The following is a 16,115-nucleotide window of genomic DNA, read 5'->3' as shown; positions in this document are numbered from 1 at the left end:
TGTTGCGTCGCTTCATGGGAATACCTTGTTGGTGGATGAAACACGGGGCTTCATGACTCGATTCGTGCAGGAATGGCGAAAAGTCAAAGCGCAATCCGACTTTTGAGCTTGATTGTCCTGTTTTTTGGCATGGCACCGCGAAAGAACTGCCCCTCAAGGCCTGACGTGCACAAACCCTCAGCGCTTCAAATCCCTGTAGAAATTTTCATGCGGCCCCAGGGCTTCCAAATAAATCAGACGCACAGTGTCTTCTCGGGTGTAGCCGAGCAGGTAAAGCTGGCCTTGGCTGCGAAACTTGTACACCCAGAGCTGGCCCAGATCACCTTTCTTGCGCTCACCCACATCGGGGTTTTCGGCCACCGTCTCCACCGCCGCATCGGTGTCGGCAATCAGGCTGATTTGGGTCAATTTTTTGTAAACGCGAACAAAGCGCCGCGTTTGCTCCACCTTCCAGCTCATGCTTTCAAGCTGCTCTGACTGCGAGGCACAAAAGGTACGGTGTCTTCTCTCGGTTCGGCCAGGCTCATCAGGCTTTCAGCGATGAAAGAAGCTGGCAAATCGGGGTTGTCCAAGGCAGCGCGTCCCACTTTGGCCCAGAACTCAACCTGCCCCTGCACGGTGCGAAATTCCGCTTTGGCAGCCACGCGGGCCGCGCCAACCAAAGACTCGTCAATGCGCATGGAAACGGTGGACATGGGGTGCCTTTCATGATTTACCACAATTGTAGTCAGCCGACACGCCACCCACAAGCCATTTATTTCTGACCGCAGTGTGCCGGTAAATAAATTCAACTATCGTCAATAAGTCAACTGTTTCCAGGCCTTCTCTAGCGACTTGATGCTGGCCGGTCACGACGTGCGCAACTCTTGCCCGAAGAAGCTCACGCGCAGCTCTTCCAGTAACCAGCGGAACTTCAGCATGCAGGCGTCTTGGGCACCTTTGCGTTCGGCCACCTAGGGCCATTGGCGTTGTTCTTGATGTTTCAGCTCGTTCAGGCGCTGGGCGTCGCGGACGGGGTCGGCGCGGTATTTGTCCAGCGCATCACAACAACGCATCCAACCCCTTGCGGTCCAGCAAATTCAGCAACTTGAGCGACGGACCGCTGGGGTGCTTCTCACCGATTTCCCATTTGCGTACCGTAGACGCACTGGTGTTGAGCACCGAGGCCATCACCGTCTGGCTCAGGTTGTGCTGCTCGCGCAGGGCGCGGATTTGGGCGCTGTCATACGGCGCAATCGGCTCCATGCACAGCGCGTCGAGCTTTTGCATCTTGCGCTTGTCGATGAATCCCAAACGCTCCAGATCGGCCGCTGTTTCGTAAACCGTTTCCAACACGCGGCTGGCAGTTTGGGGTTTGGCCTTGGGTTTCGCTTTAGTGCTCATGGCAAATCACTGCTATCAACTTACCGTCATCCGTCAGATCGGTTTTACGCATCCATTTGGCAAATTGGCGGGTTTTGAAGACGCGGCGCATGATTTAAATTATGCCACTAAGTGGCATATTTTGTAAAACCATCAGTTGTTCAACTGCCCCCAAGCCTTCTCAAGCCGCTTAATGCAGATCGGCTTTGAAATGTGCAAAAGTAAAAACGCAGCACTCAGTCTCCCAGGTGCTGCGTTTTTAATTTCAAGCCCTTCCGGGCCTGTACCTCAATACACCGGCTGGTGCTGCTTCAAGCTCGCGATCACTTCCGCCGTCAGCACAAACCCCGCGCCATACTTCGCGGCCAATTCAGCACAGCGCTTGGCAAACGCATCCACCCCTTGGCCGTAGATGAATTGCAGCGCCCCACCCGTCCAGGCCGGAAAGCCAATCCCGAAGATCGAGCCGATGTTGCCGTCGTGCACCGAGGTCAGCACGCCTTCTTGCAGGCAGCGGGCGGTCTCCACGGCTTGGCGGTACAGCAGGCGGTCTTTGATGTCTTGCAGGCTATAGGCCACGTCGGCTTTTTCAAAGCGGGTTTTCAGCTCAGGCCACAGCACTTTCTTTTGACCAGCGGGGTAGTCGTAAAAACCACCGCCTGCGGCGCGGCCGGGGCGCTTGAGTTCTTTGACCATGCGCTCAACGAACAACTCGCCGGGTGTGGCGGTGTGAGTTTTGCCTTCTTTGGCAAAGTCTTCACGGGTTTGGTCCAACACATGCACCGAGAGCGACAGCGCCGTTTCGTCCAGCACGGCCAGCGGGCCAACGGGCATGCCCACTTGCATGGCCAGGTTTTCGATCACGGGGGCGGGGATGCCCTCGCCCAGCATGGCCGCGCCTTCCATCACAAAGGTGCCAAAGGTGCGGCTGGTGTAAAAGCCGCGCGAGTCGTTCACCACAATCGGCAATTTGCCCAAAGCCTGCACGTAGTCGTATGCGCGGGCGATGGTTTCGTCGTCGGTTTGTGCCCCGCGAATGATCTCCACCAGCTGCATCTTGTCGACGGGGCTGAAGAAATGGATGCCGACAAATTTATTCGCATTGGCGCTGGCCGTGGCCAGGCCGCTGATGGGCAAGGTGGAGGTGTTGCTGGCAAAGAAGCCGCCCTCAAGCAGCATGGGCTCGGCCTCTTGCGTGACCTTGGCCTTGAGTTCGCGGTTTTCAAACACGGCTTCGATGATCAGGTCGCAGCCTTTCAGGTCTGCAGCGCTGGCGGTGGGCTGAATCAGTGACAACAAAGCCGCTTGCTTGTCCGCCGCCATGCGGCCTTTGTCCACGCGCTTTTGCGTGAGCTTGTGGCTGTAGGCTTTGCCTTTTTCAGCGGCTTCAACGCTCACGTCTTTGAGCACCGAGGCGATGCCCCGGCTGGCTTGTGAATACGCAATGCCCGAGCCCATCATGCCCGCGCCCAGAATGCCCACCTTTTGCGGCTTGTAGCGCGGCGCAGCCTTGGGGCGGCTTTGGCCACCCTTGATGCTGTTCATGTTGAAGAAGAAGGTGTTGATCATGTTGCGCGCCACCTGGCTGGTCATGAGGCCAGCGAGGTAACGGCTTTCAATGCGCATGGCGGTGTCAAAGTCCACCATCGCGCCTTCGACCATGGCGGCCAGCGCCGCTTCGGGTGCGGGGTACAGGCCGCGTGTTTTTTGCTTGAGCACGGCCGGGGCCACGCTCAGCATGCCCGCGATCTTGGGGTTGCTCGGCGTGCCGCCGGGCATTTTGTAGTCCTTGCGGTCCCACAGGTGCTGGGCCGCTTCGGGCTGGCCTTGTGCTGCCGCGATGTGCGCCAAAGCGCGGGGGCGCAGTTGGTCGTCAGTGGCCACGATCTCGTGCACCAGGCCCAGCTTTTGCGCTTCTTCGGGGCCAAAGAGTTTGCTCTCCAGCACATAGGGTTGCGCGGCCAGCAGGCCCAGCTGGCGTGTCATCTTGGTGATGCCGCCGCCACCGGGAATCAAGCCCAGCGTGACTTCGGGCAGGCCAAATTGTGTTTTGGGGTTGGCCGTGGCGATGCGGTAATGGCCGATCAAAGCCACTTCCCAGCCACCGCCCAGCGCCGTGCCATTGAGGCAGCTGACCACCGGCACGCCCAGTGTCTCGATGGTGCGAAAAGCTTTCTTGATGCCTTCAATCTCCACAAAGACACGCGGGCCGTCCGAGGCTTGCGAGCGCATCACGCCTTTGAGGTCGGCCCCTGCAAAGAAGGTGGACTTGGCCGAGGCCAAGATGATTCCTTTTATGGAAGCCTTGTCTTTGGCTGCCTGCTCGGCTGCTTGAGTCAGGTCGGCCTGCCATTGCAGGCACATGGTGTTGACCGGCGAGCCCTGCTCGTCAAAGGTGATGGTGGCGATGCCGTCTGCCAGTTCGTAGCGCAGTGTTTTCAAAATGATGATGCTCATGATGCTTTTTCCCCGATCAAACGCGTTCAACGATGGTGGCGATGCCCATGCCGCCGCCCACACACAAAGTGGCCAAGCCGTAACGCAGCTTGCGGCGGTGCAGCTCGTCGATCAAGATGCCCAAAATCATCGCACCCGTGGCCCCCAGCGGGTGGCCCATGGCAATCGCGCCGCCGTTGACGTTGACCTTGTCGTGCGGCACGCCCATCTCTTGCATGAACTTCATGGGCACGGCGGCAAAGGCTTCGTTCACCTCGAACAAATCGATCTGGTCAATCGTCAGGCCCGCCTTGGCCAGCGCCTTGCGGGCAGCAGGCATGGGGCCTGTGAGCATGATGGTCGGGTCAGCGCCCGACAAGGCCACCGACACGATGCGCGCACGCGGCGTGAGGCCGTGGGTTTTACCCGCAGCTTCCGAGCCGATCAGCACCGCCGCTGCACCGTCCACGATGCCCGAGGAGTTGCCTGCGTGGTGCACATGGTGGATGCGCTCGACCTGCGGGTAGCGCTGCAAAGCCACCGCGTCAAAGCCCATCGCGCCAAGTTGTTCAAACGAGGCTTTTAGGCCGCCCAGTGTTTCCACGGTGGTCTGGGGCTTGATGAATTCATCTTTCGCCAGGATGACCTGGCCCAGCTTGTCTTTGACCGGCACGACCGAGCCATCGAAGTAGCCCGCCGCACGCGCGGCTGTCGCGCGCTTTTGCGACTCGACCGCGAAGGCGTCCACATCATGGCGGGTAAAACCGCTCATGGTCGCGATCAAATCGGCCCCAATGCCTTGCGGCACAAACAGCGTGGCGCTGTTGGTTTCGGGGTCTTGCGCCCAAGCGCCACCGTCCGCGCCAATCGGCACGCGGCTCATGCTTTCCAGGCCACCGGCCACGACCAGGTCTTCCCAGCCGCTGCGCACTTTCATGGCGGCCATGTTGACGGCCTCTAAACCCGAGGCACAAAAGCGGTTGAGCTGCACGCCCGAGCAGCGCCAGTCCCAACCCGCTGCCAGCGCCGCCACTTTGGGGATCACCGAGCCCTGCTCGCCAATGGGCGAGACCACGCCCATGACCACGTCGTCCACCGCAGCGGTGTCGAACTGGTTGCGACTTTGCAGCTCGCGCAACACGCCTGACAACAAGCTGATGGGCTTGACTTCGTGCAGGCTGCCATCTTTTTTGCCTTTGCCACGCGGTGTGCGTATGGCGTCATAAACAAATGCTTCGCTCATGCTGTCTCCTGGGGGTCATCAAGGGGTTTGCCCGGTATTTGCGGGATGCGTCAAACAGTATAGACTTTTACCAAGCAAACGCTTTGTAAAAATACCAACCCCCAAGTCTTACTGGTGACACCCATGATCGAACGCACACTTTTTTCTGCCGACCACGAAGCCTTTCGCGACAGCTTTCGCCGCTTCATGGACAAGGAAATCGCCCCCCATCACGAAGCCTGGGAAGAGCAAGGCTATGTGGACCGCGCCGTTTGGAACAAGGCCGGTGACAACGGTTTTTTGTGCATGACGATGCCCGAGGCCTATGGCGGGTCAGACGCCGACAAGCTGTATTCGGTGGTGCAGATGGAAGAACTCTCACGCGCTGGCTTTACCGGCATCGGCTACGGCCTGCACAACGAGATCGTGGCCCCTTACCTGCTGCATTACGGCACCGAAGCACAAAAGCAAAAATACCTGCCCAAGCTGGCCAGCGGCGAGATGGTGGGCGCGATTGCCATGAGCGAACCGGCTGCGGGCTCGGACTTGCAAGGCGTCAAAACCACCGCCATATGGCACGCAGGCCCCTCCGGTAGCGAAGCCGACGGCCACTATGTGATCAACGGCAGCAAGACCTTCATCACCAACGGCTGGCACGCCGATCTGGTGATTTTGGTGGCCAAGACCGACCCGGCCGCTGGCGCCAAAGGCACCAGCTTGTTTTTGATCGAGCGCGGCACGCCTGGCTTTGAGAAAGGCAAGCGCTTGAAGAAGCTGGGCCTGAAGGCGCAAGACACGTCTGAGCTGTTTTTTGACAACGTCAAGGTCAGCGCCGACCAGCTGCTGGGCGGCACGGCCATGCAGGGCAAGGGCTTCATTTGCCTGATGGAGCAACTGCCTTGGGAGCGCTTGCAAATCGCGATTGGCGGGATTGCCGCAGCGCAGGCGGCGATTGACTGGACGGTGCAATACGTGAAAGACCGCCAGGTGTTTGGCCAGGCCGTGGGCAACTACCAAAACACCCGCTACACCTTGGCCGAGCTGCAAACCGAGGTGCAGGTGGCGCGTGTGTTTGTGGACAAATGCAGCGAGCTGCTGCTGCAAGACAAGCTGGACACGGCCACCGCCAGCATGGCCAAGTACTGGTGCTCTGATTTGCAATGCAAGGTGATGGACGAATGCGTGCAGTTGCACGGCGGCTACGGCTACATGTGGGAATACCCCATCACCCGCGCCTATGCCGACGCCCGCGTGCAACGCATCTACGGCGGCACCAACGAGATCATGAAAGAAGTGATCTCGCGCAGCATGGGTTTGACGGGGCGATGAAGGCATGAGCGAACTGGCTGAGCCCAAACGCACACGCGGTCGGCCTCGCAAAACCGAGGACGAGCGCGACGACGGCAACCGGCGTCAGGCGCTGATCTCGGCGGCGGCGCAGCTGTTTCACCGCAAGGGTTATGACGCCACCAGCACCCGCGAAATCGCGGCGCTGGTGGGCATGCAGCCGGGCTCGCCTTTTTATCACTTCGGCAACAAACAAGACCTTTTGCTGGCGGTGATGGTGGAAGGCATGAAGCAAGCCAGCCAGCGCCAAGAAGCCGCCTGCGCGGGGCTGCCAGATGACCTGCCCCCACGCGAACAATTGCGCGCCCTGATCCGCAACCAGTTCGATGTGCTGCTGGGGCCTGACAGCGATTTCATTCCGGTGATGCTGTACGAATGGCGGTCCCTGAACGCCGAGCAGCGCCACACCATCACGCAAATCAAGGACGACTACGAAGCCGCCTGGACACCCGTGCTGCAAGCGCTGCACGCCAGTGGCCAGTTGCAGGCCCCGGTGCAGCTGGCACGTTTGATGATTTTTGGCGCGCTCAACTGGGCGGTGCAGTGGTACCAAGCACCCGCCCCAACAACACAGAAAAGATCCCCACGCGCATCGCTGGACGAATTGACCGATGCCGCACTGGCCTTGTTTTTGAGAGACCCCACATGACCCCCTCCACGCCTTACCGTTCGGTCTTTGCCCCCGGCCTGCTCACGGGCCAAGTGATCCTGGTCACCGGCGGCGGCTCGGGCATTGGCCGCTGCACCGCACACGAGCTGGCCAACCTGGGCGCGCATGTGGTGCTGGTGGGCCGCAACCCCGACAAGCTGACCGCCACCACGCAAGAAATCACCGGTGACGGTGGGCAAGCCAGTTGGCACAGCTGTGACATCCGGCGCGAAGACGATGTGAAAACCATGGTTGCGCAGGTGGTGCAGCAGCACGGCCGCATTCACGGCTTGGTCAACAACGCGGGTGGGCAATACATCTCGCCGCTGGCCAAGACCAGCGCCAAAGGCTGGCAAGCCGTGATCGACACCAACCTCACGGGTGGTTTTTTGGTGGCACGCGAGTGCTTCAACCAAAGCATGCAACAACACGGCGGCGCGGTGGTCAACATCGTGGCCGACATGTGGGGCTCGATGCCGGGCATGGGCCACAGCGGCGCGGCGCGGGCCGGCATGGTCAGCTTCACCGAAACCGCCGCGCTGGAATGGGCGGCGCAAGGCGTGCGTGTGAACGCGGTGGCCCCGGGCTACATCGCCAGCAGCGGCATGGACCACTACCCACCCGAAGCAGGCCCAATGCTGCGCGAGATGCGCAACACGGTGCCGCAAGGCCGCTTTGGCACCGAGGCCGAAACGTCTGCCGCCATTGTGTTTTTGCTCTCACCCGCTGCCAGCTTTGTCAGCGGCACGGTGCTGCGTGTGGACGGTGCCCGCCCGCAAATGCGCATGGGCTGGCAGCAAGCCGTGGCCAAGCCCGATGTGCAAGCGCGCGATGCCGTCAAACCCTTTGACGGCTTTCACCGCGCCGTGACCCCCAAGGTATTCCAATGAATTTCGAATCCGCATGGAACCCGCACAGCCCTGTGGCCCAGCAACGGCGCGAAGCCGCGCTGACGCGTCTTGCGCAGTGGCAGGCCCTTCAAGACCGCGCAGCGCTTGCCTCGGCCCAATCCAAACCAGTGTTTGACAAACGCGGGCAACTGCTGCCGCGTGAACGCGTGGCCTTGCTGCTGGACCCCGGAGCGCCCTTCTTGCCGCTGTGCACGCTGGCGGGCTTCATGCAGGACACGCCGGACCCCACCAAATCGGTGCCCGGCGGCGGCATGATCGCGGGCATTGGCTTCATCAGTGGTGTGCGCTGCATGGTGGTGGCCAGCGACTCAGGGATAGAGGCCGGGGCGATTCAGGCGCGTGGCCTTGAAAAAATCTTACGCGTGCAAGAACTCGCCCTTGAAAACAAATTGCCTTTTGTGCACTTGGTCGAAAGCGCCGGGGCCAACCTGATGCAATACAAGGTCGAGGGCTTTGTGCTGGGGGGCAGCCTGTTTCGCAACCTGGCGCGCCTGTCGGCGGCGGGCCTGCCGGTGCTCACGGTGCAACACGGCTCGGGCACGGCAGGCGGGGCCTACATGCCGGGGCTGAGTGACGCCGTCATCATGGTGCGCGGTCGCTCGCGGGCCTTTCTGGCCGGGCCGCCTTTGCTCAAAGCCGCCACCGGTGAAGTGGCCACCGAAGAAGAACTGGGCGGTGCCGAGATGCACACCAGCGTGTCGGGTCTGGGCGAATACCTGTGCGAAGACGACCGCCACGCGCTGGGCACAGCACGCGATGTGGTGGCGCGTTGGGACTGGGCTGGGCACAACTCGGAACGGCAAGCCAAGCCCCCACGCCTGGACGCCGAAGAGCTGCTGGGCCTGATGCCCGCCCACCACCGCGAACCGATCGACATGCGCGAAATCATGTTGCGCTTGGTCGATGATTCGGATGTCCTGGAATTCAAACCCCTGTTCGGTGCGGCCACGGTGTGCGCCCAAGCGCGCATCGGCGGCCATGCCGTGGGCATCATCAGCAACAACGGACCGATTGATGTGGCCGGGGCCAACAAGGCCACGCACTTCATCCAGTGGATGTGCCAGCTGGGTCACCCCATCGTCTATTTGCAAAACACCACCGGCTACATGGTGGGCAAAGACAGCGAACAAGGTGGCATGATCAAGCACGGCTCCAAGATGATCCAGGCCGTGACCAGCGCCACCGTGCCGCAAATCACCATCCAGTGCGGGGCCTCGTTTGGTGCGGGCAACTACGGCATGTGCGGGCGTGGCTACGCACCGCGCTTTTTGTTCAGCTGGCCAGGCGCCAAGACGGCGGTGATGGGCGGCGAGCAAGCCGCCCGCACCATGCAGATCGTGGCCGAAGCCGGCATGGCCCGCAAAGGCATCACGCCCGACCCCGACAAGATGCAAGCCCAGTTCGACAAGATCGTGGCCCTGTTCGAAGCACAAGCCGATGCGTTTTACACCAGCGGCTTGGTGCTCGACGACGGCGTGATCGACCCACGCGACACACGCAGCGTGCTGAGCTTTTGCCTGGATACCTGTGCCGAGAGCGCAGCCCGCCAACCCCGCGCCACAAGCTTTGGCGTGGCCCGCATGTAAACCACCCAACCCCACGGAGACACCCCATGCAATACACCCACGAACACCGCGAGATCCAGAACACGCTCAAGCGTTTCATTGAGGCCGAGATCAACCCGCATGTGGACGAGTGGGAGGCGGCTGAGATTTTTCCGGCGCATGAAGTTTTCAAGAAGATGGGCAACCTGGGCCTGTTGGGCCTGACCAAGCCCGAAGCCTTTGGCGGCGCGGGGCTGGACTATTCGTACAGCATGGCCATGGCCGAGGCGCTGGGCCACATCGATTGCGGGGGAATTCCCATGGCGATTGGCGTTCAGACCGACATGGCCACGCCCGCCTTGGCGCGTTTTGGCAGCGACGAGTTGCGAGCGCAGTTTTTGGCCCCGGCAATTGCGGGCGACATGGTGGGCTGCATTGGCGTGAGCGAGCCCAGTGCGGGCAGCGATGTGGCAGGCATCAAAACCGTGGCGCGCAAGGACGGCGACGACTACCTGATCAGCGGGCAAAAGATGTGGATCACCAACAGTTTGCAAGCCGACTGGATGTGTATGCTGGTCAATACCGGCGAAGGTCCCATCCACAAGAACAAAAGCCTGGTCATGGTGCCCATGCGCGAAAACGGCAAGCTGTTGCCCGGCATCGAGGTGGGCAAAAAGATCAAAAAGATCGGCATGAACAGCAGCGACACGGGGCTGATTTATTTCGACCAAGTGCGCGTGCCCCAGCGCTACCGCATCGGGGCCGAGGGCCAGGGCTTCCTGTACCAGATGCAGCAGTTCCAGGAAGAGCGACTGTGGTGCGCGGCCAGCACGCTGCAGTCGCTGACCAACTGCGTTCAGTGGACGGTGGACTGGGCGCAAGAGCGCAAACTTTTTGGATCGACTCTGGCCGACCAGCAGTGGGTGCAGTTCAAACTGGCTGAACTCAAGGCCGACATCGAATGCCTGCGCGCCCTGACCTACCAGGCTTGCGAACACTACATCGCGGGCGAAGACGTGACCGAGTGGGCCACCATGGCCAAGCTCAAAGCAGGCCGTTTGAACCGCACCGTGCCCGACACCTGCTTGCAGTTTTGGGGCGGCATGGGTTTCACTTGGGAGAACAAGGTCTCGCGCATGTACCGCGACGGCCGACTGGCCTCGATTGGCGGCGGTGCCGACGAGGTCATGCTGGGCATCCTGTCCAAGATGATGGGCATTGCCAAGCGGCCCCAAAAATGAGCAGCACTTTGTTGATCGAACGCCAGGGTGCGGTCGAGACCTGGACGATGAACGACCCGGCCACCCGCAATGCCCTGAGCGACGCGGTGGTGGACGGCTTGCTGCAAGCCTGTGCGCGTGCCGAGCAAGATGCCACGCTGCGCATTGTGGTGCTGACCGGTGCTGGCGGGGCCTTTTGCGCGGGTGGCAGCTTGGGCGGCTTTGCCAGCCTGATTGGCCAGCCTTTGCAGGCTGGCCAAACCGACCCGCTGCTGGCCATGAACCGTGGCTTTGGCGACCTGTTGCACGCCCTCTCTGCCCTGCCCCAGTTGCTGGTGTGCCGGGTGGATGGCGCGGCCATGGGCGGCGGTTTTGGCCTGGTGTGCTGCGCCGACCATGTGGTGGCCACAGCCCGCTCGGTGCTGGGCACCCCCGAAGTCACCCTGGGCTTGCCACCGGCGCAGATCGCGCCTTTTGTGTGGCAACGCCTGGGTGAGAGCGCGGCGCGCCAGTGCCTGCTGCAAGGCCTGAGCTACACCGCAGCGCAAGCGCTGCAAGTGGGTTTGGTCAACGAAGTCTTCGAAGAGGACAGCGCTGAAGTTTGGAAAAAGACCCTGACGCGCCTCATGCGTGCTGCACCCGGCGCGGTGGCCAGCACCAAACAACTGCTGCGCCAGCTGCGCAGCCCGGTGCCGGATTTGCGCGGTGATGCAGCACAAGCCTTTGCCCAAGGCCTTCGCAGCGCCGAAGCCGCACAAGGCCTGGCCGCGTTTGCACGCAAACAGCCTGCGCCTTGGACTCTCTCAGGCAAGGACGCAGCATGACCACCAGCTTGTCTACCACTTTGCCCCATGACATCACGAGATTGCTGATCGCCAACCGGGGCGAGATCGCCCGCCGCGTGATCCGCACCGCTCGCCTCATGGGCATCCAGACGGTGGCCGTTTACTCCGACGCCGATCGCGACGCGCTGCATGTGCAAGAAGCCGACACCGCTGTCGCTTTGGGCGGCACGCTGTCCGCTGACTCCTATTTGCGCATCGACAAACTGCTGGCGGCCGCGCAGGCCACCGGGGCCGATGCGGTGCACCCGGGTTATGGTTTTTTGAGTGAAAACGCCGAGTTTGGGCAAGCAGTGATCGACGCAGGCCTCACCTGGGTAGGCCCACCACCTGCGGCCATCCGCGCACTGGGCAGCAAATCGGCCGCCAAAGCATTGGCTGTGCAACACGGCGTGCCTTGTCTGCCTGGCTACTTTGGCACGGACCAAAGCGACGCCACTTTCACTGAAAAAGCCGAGCAACTGGGCTTGCCGCTCATGGTGAAAGCCGTGGCCGGTGGCGGCGGGCGCGGCATGCGCCTTGTGACCGACATGGCGCAATTGCTGCCCGCTTTGCACAGCGCCCGATCTGAAGCACTGGCCGGGTTTGGCAACGGTGACTTGTTGATGGAGCGCGCCTTGCTGCGCCCCCGCCACATCGAGGTGCAGATCATGGCCGACGCGCACGGCCACTGCATCCACCTGGGTGAGCGCGATTGTTCGGTGCAGCGGCGGCACCAAAAGCTCATCGAAGAATCACCCAGCCCGGCGGTGACGCCTGCGCTGCGCGAGCAACTGGGACAAGCGGCCATTGCACTCGCGCAATCGGCGGGCTATGTGGGCGCGGGCACAGTGGAGTTTTTGCTGGACGAAGCCCAGGCCGACAAGCCCTTTTATCTGATGGAGATGAACACCCGTTTGCAAGTGGAGCACCCGGTGACCGAAATGCTCACAGGTCTCGACTTGGTGGAGTGGCAACTGCGCATTGCACGTGGCGAACCGCTGCCGCTGACGCAAGCCGATGTATGCCTGCAAGGCCACGCGATTGAAGTGCGACTGTGCGCCGAAGACGAACACTTCACACCGCAGACTGGCACGGTGCAAGCCTTTGTCGCACCGGAAGGTTTGCGCTTTGACCATGCGCTGCACGCGGGTGCGGTGGTCACGCCGCACTACGATTCGATGCTGGGCAAGCTGATTGCGCACGCGCCCACACGCAGCGAAGCGATTGACCAGCTGTCCGCAGCCCTGAACCAGACCACCATGCTGGGCCTGCCCACCAACAGGGCGTTTTTGGCAGCTTGCTTGCAGCACACGGTGTTCCGTGCGGGTGAGGCCTTGATTCCGTTTTTGGCCGAACAAGCCGACTCGGTGCGTGAACACCTGCAAGCCCAAAGCGACGCTCGCACCGTGGCCGTTCTGGCTGTGCTCTACGCACACCAAGCGCCCGCCGCCGCGATGCCCAGCCCGTTCATGCGCCCCGTGCGCATGGGCTTGGGCGATGAGGTCTTGTCGCTGCGCTTGCAGGAGCTGGGTCGGGGACAAGTGCGCATTAAAACGGGAGATGCCACGCACGAGGCACGCGTACAACGCAGCGACGAGGCTCAGCACATCACGCTGAACGGCCGCCACTGGCAAGCCCGTGCAGTGGCCTGCCATGGCGCGCTCAAGCGCTGGCATGTGCAACTGCAGGGCCCCGAATGCGTGGAGTTGTGGCTCACCGACCAAAGCCACAGCGCCCCCAGCTCAGGTGCCAGCGCCCAAGCGGCGCAGTCGCTGCGCGCGCCTTTCAACGGCAAGCTGATTGCGCTGCATGTGCAAGAAGGTCAGCAGGTCAAGCAAGGCGATGCCGTGCTGGTCATCGAATCCATGAAGCTCGAACACATTTTGTGCGCTTCACGCGATGCGGCGGTGCACAGCATTTCGGCCAGCGTGGGCCAGCAAGTGGGCCCCGGCCAAGTGCTGGTGCAATGGAAGGACGCCACATGAACACCTCTGATGGCACAACTGATTTCTCGACCGAAGACCTGCAAAGCCTGCAGGCCACGGTAGAACGCTTTGCCAAACAAGCCATCGCCCCGCATGTGCCCGCTTGGGAAGAAGCCGGCCAATTTGACCGATCGCTGTACACCCAAGCCGCTGCGCTGGGCCTGCTGGGCTTGGGCTACCCCGAACACTTGGGCGGCACCACCGCGCCCTGGCGTGCGCGCAACATGTTGTCGCAAACCCTGGCGCGTTTCGGCGGCAGCGGCGGCGTGATGGCCAGCCTGTTTTCTCACAACATTGGCCTGCCCCCCGTCATGGCCCACGGCACTGCTGAGTTGCAAGCCGAAGTGGTGCCCCCGGTGCTGCGCGGCGAGCGCATCGCGGCGCTGGCCATCACCGAGCCCGGTGGCGGCTCGGACGTGGCCAGCCTGCGCACCACCGCCCGCGCCGATGGGGCCGACTATGTGATCGACGGTGAAAAAGTCTTCATCACCTCGGGCCTGCGCGCCGACTGGATCACGCTGGCCGTGCGCACCCACCCGGCCAGCAAGGGCGCCAGCGGCATCTCGATGGTCGTGGTGCCGGGTGACACGCCTGGCATCACGCGCACGCGACTGCACAAGATGGGCTGGCACAGCTCGGACACGGCGCAGCTGCGCTTTGATGGGGTTCGCGTGCCCCAGCGTTACCGCCTGGGCGACGAAGGCGCGGGTTTCAAAATGATCATGGGCAACTTCAACGGCGAGCGCCTGGCCATGTCGGCCATGGCGCTGGGCTTTGCCCAGGCTTGCTTTGACGAAGCCCTGGCCTGGGCACGCCAGCGCCAGACCTTTGGCGCGGCTTTGATTGAGCGGCAGGCGATTCGCCACAAGTTGATGGACATGCAAATGCGCATCTCGTCCACGCAAGCTTGGGTCGATGCCGTGACGCAACAAGCTGATGCAGGCCAGACCGGTGCCGAGTGGGTCGCGCAGGTGTGCCTGCTCAAAAACCACGCCACCCAAACCATGCAGTTTTGCGCCGATGCCGCCGTGCAAATGCTGGGCGGCATGGGCTACATGCGCGGCACGGTGAGTGAGCGGGTGTACCGCGAAGTCAAGGTCATGATGATCGGCGGCGGGGCCGAAGAGATCATGAAAGAGCTGGCGGCCAAGCAGCTGGGGATTTGAGACCCGAGCCGGGCCACGGTCCGTGGCTAAGAGCTTCAGGCCGGTCTGGGCTGGCCAGGTGGCAACTCGGCGCGCAGCGCAAAAGCCATTTGCAGCATGCCGGCCAACAGCCCCACCAACACGCCCACTTGCACGGCCCGGTTGTAAGAACCCATGGCATCGAACACCAGACCGCCCCCCAAGGCCCCCATGAAACTGCCCAGCTGGTGGCTCATGAAAGCGATGCCGCCCAGCATGGCTTGCCAGCGCAGGCCAAAGGTTTCGCCGATGTAGCCGGTGACCAGAGGGGCCACACCCAGCCACAAAAAGCCCATGATGGCAGCAAACACCAGCGTGTTCTCAGGCGTTGGCACCGACAGGAAATACCAAGCCAGACCGAATGAGCGCAGCACATAAATGCCGCCCAAGAGCAGCAACTTGTTGTAACGCCCACCCGCCCATCCGAAAAACAAGCTGCCCAAAACGTTGAAGCCACCAATCATGCCCAACGCTTGGGCACTCAGCATCGGGTCCATGCCGCACAAATCGAGGTAGGACGGCAAATGCGTGGTCAAAAACACCAACTGCATGCCACACACAAAATAGGCCAGTGTCATCACCGCAAAAGGCGGATGTTTCAAGGCAAACCGGGCCATGTCGGGGGCATTGTCTTTTTCACCATGCGGTGAAGGCGGCACCGGCAAGGCATCCACCCGCCCGGCATACCAGGCGGCGGGCAAGATGACCAAGGCCATGACGACAAAACCGCCCACGCCCACGCGCCAACCATGCGCCTGCGACAGCAGCTGGCCAATGGGCGCTGCCATCAAGGCCCCCAAGGAGCCTGCAGCGGACACGATGCCCAAAACCGTGCTTCGCAAGGCAGGCGACACCGGACGCGAAGCCACCGCCATGGCGATGGCCGATCCGTTGCAGGCCATGGCCGCGCCAATGGCCACCCCAGCGCCCAGGATCACACCCAGCAGGCCTTGCGCCAGGCACAGCAACGTCATGCCCAGGATGTACAGCACCGCACCGGTCATCATGAGGGGCCGGTAACCGATGCGCACGGCCAAAGCCCCTGCAAAGGGCTGCAAAAACCCCCAGGCCAGGTTTTGCACCGCAATCGCCAATGTGAACTCGGACACTGAAATCCCGATGTCCTGGGTCAAGGCGGGCATGAAGACGCCCAAGCTTTGCCGCAAGCCCATGCTGACCGACAACATCAGCGCAGCGCCGATCAGGATGGGCAAGCCCGGACGCAGTGCGGTCAAGAGGTTCATGGTGTGCTTCGTTTGTGCTTGAGCACACTCTAACCACACGCACCCCGTTGCGCTGGCCTTTGCGTGACAGGCCACACGCAGCCCTGCTCTGCCCATTGCTGGCTGATCCGTCCGCTGAACAGCTCATATGTGGCCTCACTTCAAACGCGCGGTTCACCCCGCAAAAGCAGATAATCGCCGATCTATC

The 16,115-nt window shown here is 61.9% G+C and carries 14 protein-coding genes and 1 pseudogene; 8 read left to right on the top strand and 7 right to left on the bottom strand.

The annotated features are described in order from the left end of the window. Positions 1-177 precede the first annotated feature (177 nt). The 6 genes and pseudogenes from ACIQ47_RS02995 to ACIQ47_RS02970 form a co-directional block, all read right to left on the bottom strand. On the bottom strand, positions 178-459 hold the full coding sequence (locus ACIQ47_RS02995; RefSeq protein WP_396436773.1) for a type II toxin-antitoxin system RelE/ParE family toxin: 282 nt from the start codon (positions 457-459) through the stop codon (positions 178-180). Next, entirely contained in the window at positions 456-695 is a 240-nt protein-coding gene (locus ACIQ47_RS02990) for a ParD-like family protein (RefSeq protein WP_396436772.1), read from the bottom strand. Before ACIQ47_RS02990 ends, ACIQ47_RS02995 begins: the two co-directional genes overlap by 4 nt. 153 nt (positions 696-848) lie before the next feature. Continuing rightward, positions 849-1,037: pseudogene (locus ACIQ47_RS02985) on the bottom strand (DUF3418 domain-containing protein); the annotation flags it as partial. 4 nt (positions 1,038-1,041) lie between these two features. Beyond that, complete coding sequence (locus ACIQ47_RS02980; protein ID WP_396436771.1) at positions 1,042-1,383, bottom strand: helix-turn-helix domain-containing protein; 342 nt, start codon at positions 1,381-1,383, stop codon at positions 1,042-1,044. A 267-nt stretch (positions 1,384-1,650) separates the two neighbouring features. Beyond that, a complete protein-coding gene (locus ACIQ47_RS02975) occupies positions 1,651-3,804 on the bottom strand; it encodes a 3-hydroxyacyl-CoA dehydrogenase NAD-binding domain-containing protein (RefSeq protein ID WP_396436778.1) in 2,154 nt (717 codons plus the stop codon). Between the two features lie 31 nt (positions 3,805-3,835). Further along, positions 3,836-5,041, bottom strand: coding sequence for an acetyl-CoA C-acetyltransferase (locus ACIQ47_RS02970; protein ID WP_396436770.1), 1,206 nt, complete (start codon positions 5,039-5,041; stop codon positions 3,836-3,838). A 123-nt stretch (positions 5,042-5,164) separates the two neighbouring features. On the opposite strand from ACIQ47_RS02970, the gene ACIQ47_RS02965 reads away from it, so the two are divergent. From ACIQ47_RS02965 to ACIQ47_RS02930, 8 genes are read left to right on the top strand one after another with little or no spacing between them, the layout of a single operon-like run. Further along, on the top strand, positions 5,165-6,349 hold the full coding sequence (locus ACIQ47_RS02965) for an acyl-CoA dehydrogenase family protein (RefSeq protein ID WP_396436769.1): 1,185 nt from the start codon (positions 5,165-5,167) through the stop codon (positions 6,347-6,349). 4 nt (positions 6,350-6,353) lie between these two features. Then, entirely contained in the window at positions 6,354-7,016 is a 663-nt protein-coding gene (locus ACIQ47_RS02960; RefSeq protein WP_396436768.1) for a TetR/AcrR family transcriptional regulator, read from the top strand. Then, a complete protein-coding gene (locus ACIQ47_RS02955; protein WP_396436767.1) occupies positions 7,013-7,906 on the top strand; it encodes an SDR family oxidoreductase in 894 nt (297 codons plus the stop codon). Before ACIQ47_RS02960 ends, ACIQ47_RS02955 begins: the two co-directional genes overlap by 4 nt. Beyond that, positions 7,903-9,513, top strand: a complete 1,611-nt coding sequence (locus ACIQ47_RS02950) for an acyl-CoA carboxylase subunit beta (protein WP_396436766.1) — start codon at positions 7,903-7,905, stop codon at positions 9,511-9,513. The genes ACIQ47_RS02955 and ACIQ47_RS02950 overlap by 4 nt, the downstream gene beginning before the upstream one ends. A 26-nt stretch (positions 9,514-9,539) precedes the next feature. Continuing rightward, on the top strand, positions 9,540-10,712 hold the full coding sequence (locus ACIQ47_RS02945; protein ID WP_396436765.1) for an acyl-CoA dehydrogenase family protein: 1,173 nt from the start codon (positions 9,540-9,542) through the stop codon (positions 10,710-10,712). Continuing rightward, positions 10,709-11,515 (top strand): enoyl-CoA hydratase/isomerase family protein, encoded by an 807-nt coding sequence (locus ACIQ47_RS02940; protein ID WP_396436764.1) that lies wholly within the window; start codon positions 10,709-10,711, stop codon positions 11,513-11,515. Before ACIQ47_RS02945 ends, ACIQ47_RS02940 begins: the two co-directional genes overlap by 4 nt. Then, the gene (locus ACIQ47_RS02935; RefSeq protein ID WP_396436763.1) at positions 11,512-13,500 is read left to right on the top strand and encodes an acetyl/propionyl/methylcrotonyl-CoA carboxylase subunit alpha; all 1,989 of its coding nucleotides are present in this window, start codon (positions 11,512-11,514) and stop codon (positions 13,498-13,500) included. The genes ACIQ47_RS02940 and ACIQ47_RS02935 overlap by 4 nt, the downstream gene beginning before the upstream one ends. Continuing rightward, complete coding sequence (locus ACIQ47_RS02930; RefSeq protein WP_396436762.1) at positions 13,497-14,666, top strand: acyl-CoA dehydrogenase family protein; 1,170 nt, start codon at positions 13,497-13,499, stop codon at positions 14,664-14,666. Before ACIQ47_RS02935 ends, ACIQ47_RS02930 begins: the two co-directional genes overlap by 4 nt. Before the next feature lie 35 nt (positions 14,667-14,701). On the opposite strand, the gene ACIQ47_RS02925 is transcribed toward ACIQ47_RS02930, so the two are convergent. Beyond that, positions 14,702-15,928 carry an MFS transporter gene (locus ACIQ47_RS02925; RefSeq protein WP_396436761.1) on the bottom strand — a complete coding sequence of 409 codons (1,227 nt, stop codon included), beginning with the start codon at positions 15,926-15,928 and terminating at the stop codon, positions 14,702-14,704. Between the last annotated feature and the right edge of the window lie 187 nt (positions 15,929-16,115).

The organism is Limnohabitans sp., from assembly GCF_044373035.1.
GTDB lineage: Bacteria > Pseudomonadota > Gammaproteobacteria > Burkholderiales > Burkholderiaceae_C > Limnohabitans_A.
The sequence above is the reverse complement of the archived record's forward strand: the minus strand, read 5'-3'. Positions and strand labels throughout refer to the sequence as shown.

Excerpts from the sequence above, each read along its gene's own strand:
- ACIQ47_RS02980 (WP_396436771.1), bottom strand. The coding sequence starts at position 1,383 with ATGAGCACTAAAGCGAAACCCAAGGCCAAACCCCAAACTGCCAGCCGC.
- ACIQ47_RS02935 (WP_396436763.1), top strand. The coding sequence starts at position 11,512 with ATGACCACCAGCTTGTCTACCACTTTGCCCCATGACATCACGAGATTG.
- ACIQ47_RS02965 (WP_396436769.1), top strand. The coding sequence starts at position 5,165 with ATGATCGAACGCACACTTTTTTCTGCCGACCACGAAGCCTTTCGCGAC.
- ACIQ47_RS02945 (WP_396436765.1), top strand. The coding sequence starts at position 9,540 with ATGCAATACACCCACGAACACCGCGAGATCCAGAACACGCTCAAGCGT.
- ACIQ47_RS02990 (WP_396436772.1), bottom strand. The coding sequence starts at position 695 with ATGTCCACCGTTTCCATGCGCATTGACGAGTCTTTGGTTGGCGCGGCC.
- ACIQ47_RS02940 (WP_396436764.1), top strand. The coding sequence starts at position 10,709 with ATGAGCAGCACTTTGTTGATCGAACGCCAGGGTGCGGTCGAGACCTGG.
- ACIQ47_RS02960 (WP_396436768.1), top strand. The coding sequence starts at position 6,354 with ATGAGCGAACTGGCTGAGCCCAAACGCACACGCGGTCGGCCTCGCAAA.
- ACIQ47_RS02995 (WP_396436773.1), bottom strand. The coding sequence starts at position 459 with ATGAGCTGGAAGGTGGAGCAAACGCGGCGCTTTGTTCGCGTTTACAAA.
- ACIQ47_RS02930 (WP_396436762.1), top strand. The coding sequence starts at position 13,497 with ATGAACACCTCTGATGGCACAACTGATTTCTCGACCGAAGACCTGCAA.
- ACIQ47_RS02970 (WP_396436770.1), bottom strand. The coding sequence starts at position 5,041 with ATGAGCGAAGCATTTGTTTATGACGCCATACGCACACCGCGTGGCAAA.
- ACIQ47_RS02925 (WP_396436761.1), bottom strand. The coding sequence starts at position 15,928 with ATGAACCTCTTGACCGCACTGCGTCCGGGCTTGCCCATCCTGATCGGC.
- ACIQ47_RS02955 (WP_396436767.1), top strand. The coding sequence starts at position 7,013 with ATGACCCCCTCCACGCCTTACCGTTCGGTCTTTGCCCCCGGCCTGCTC.
- ACIQ47_RS02950 (WP_396436766.1), top strand. The coding sequence starts at position 7,903 with ATGAATTTCGAATCCGCATGGAACCCGCACAGCCCTGTGGCCCAGCAA.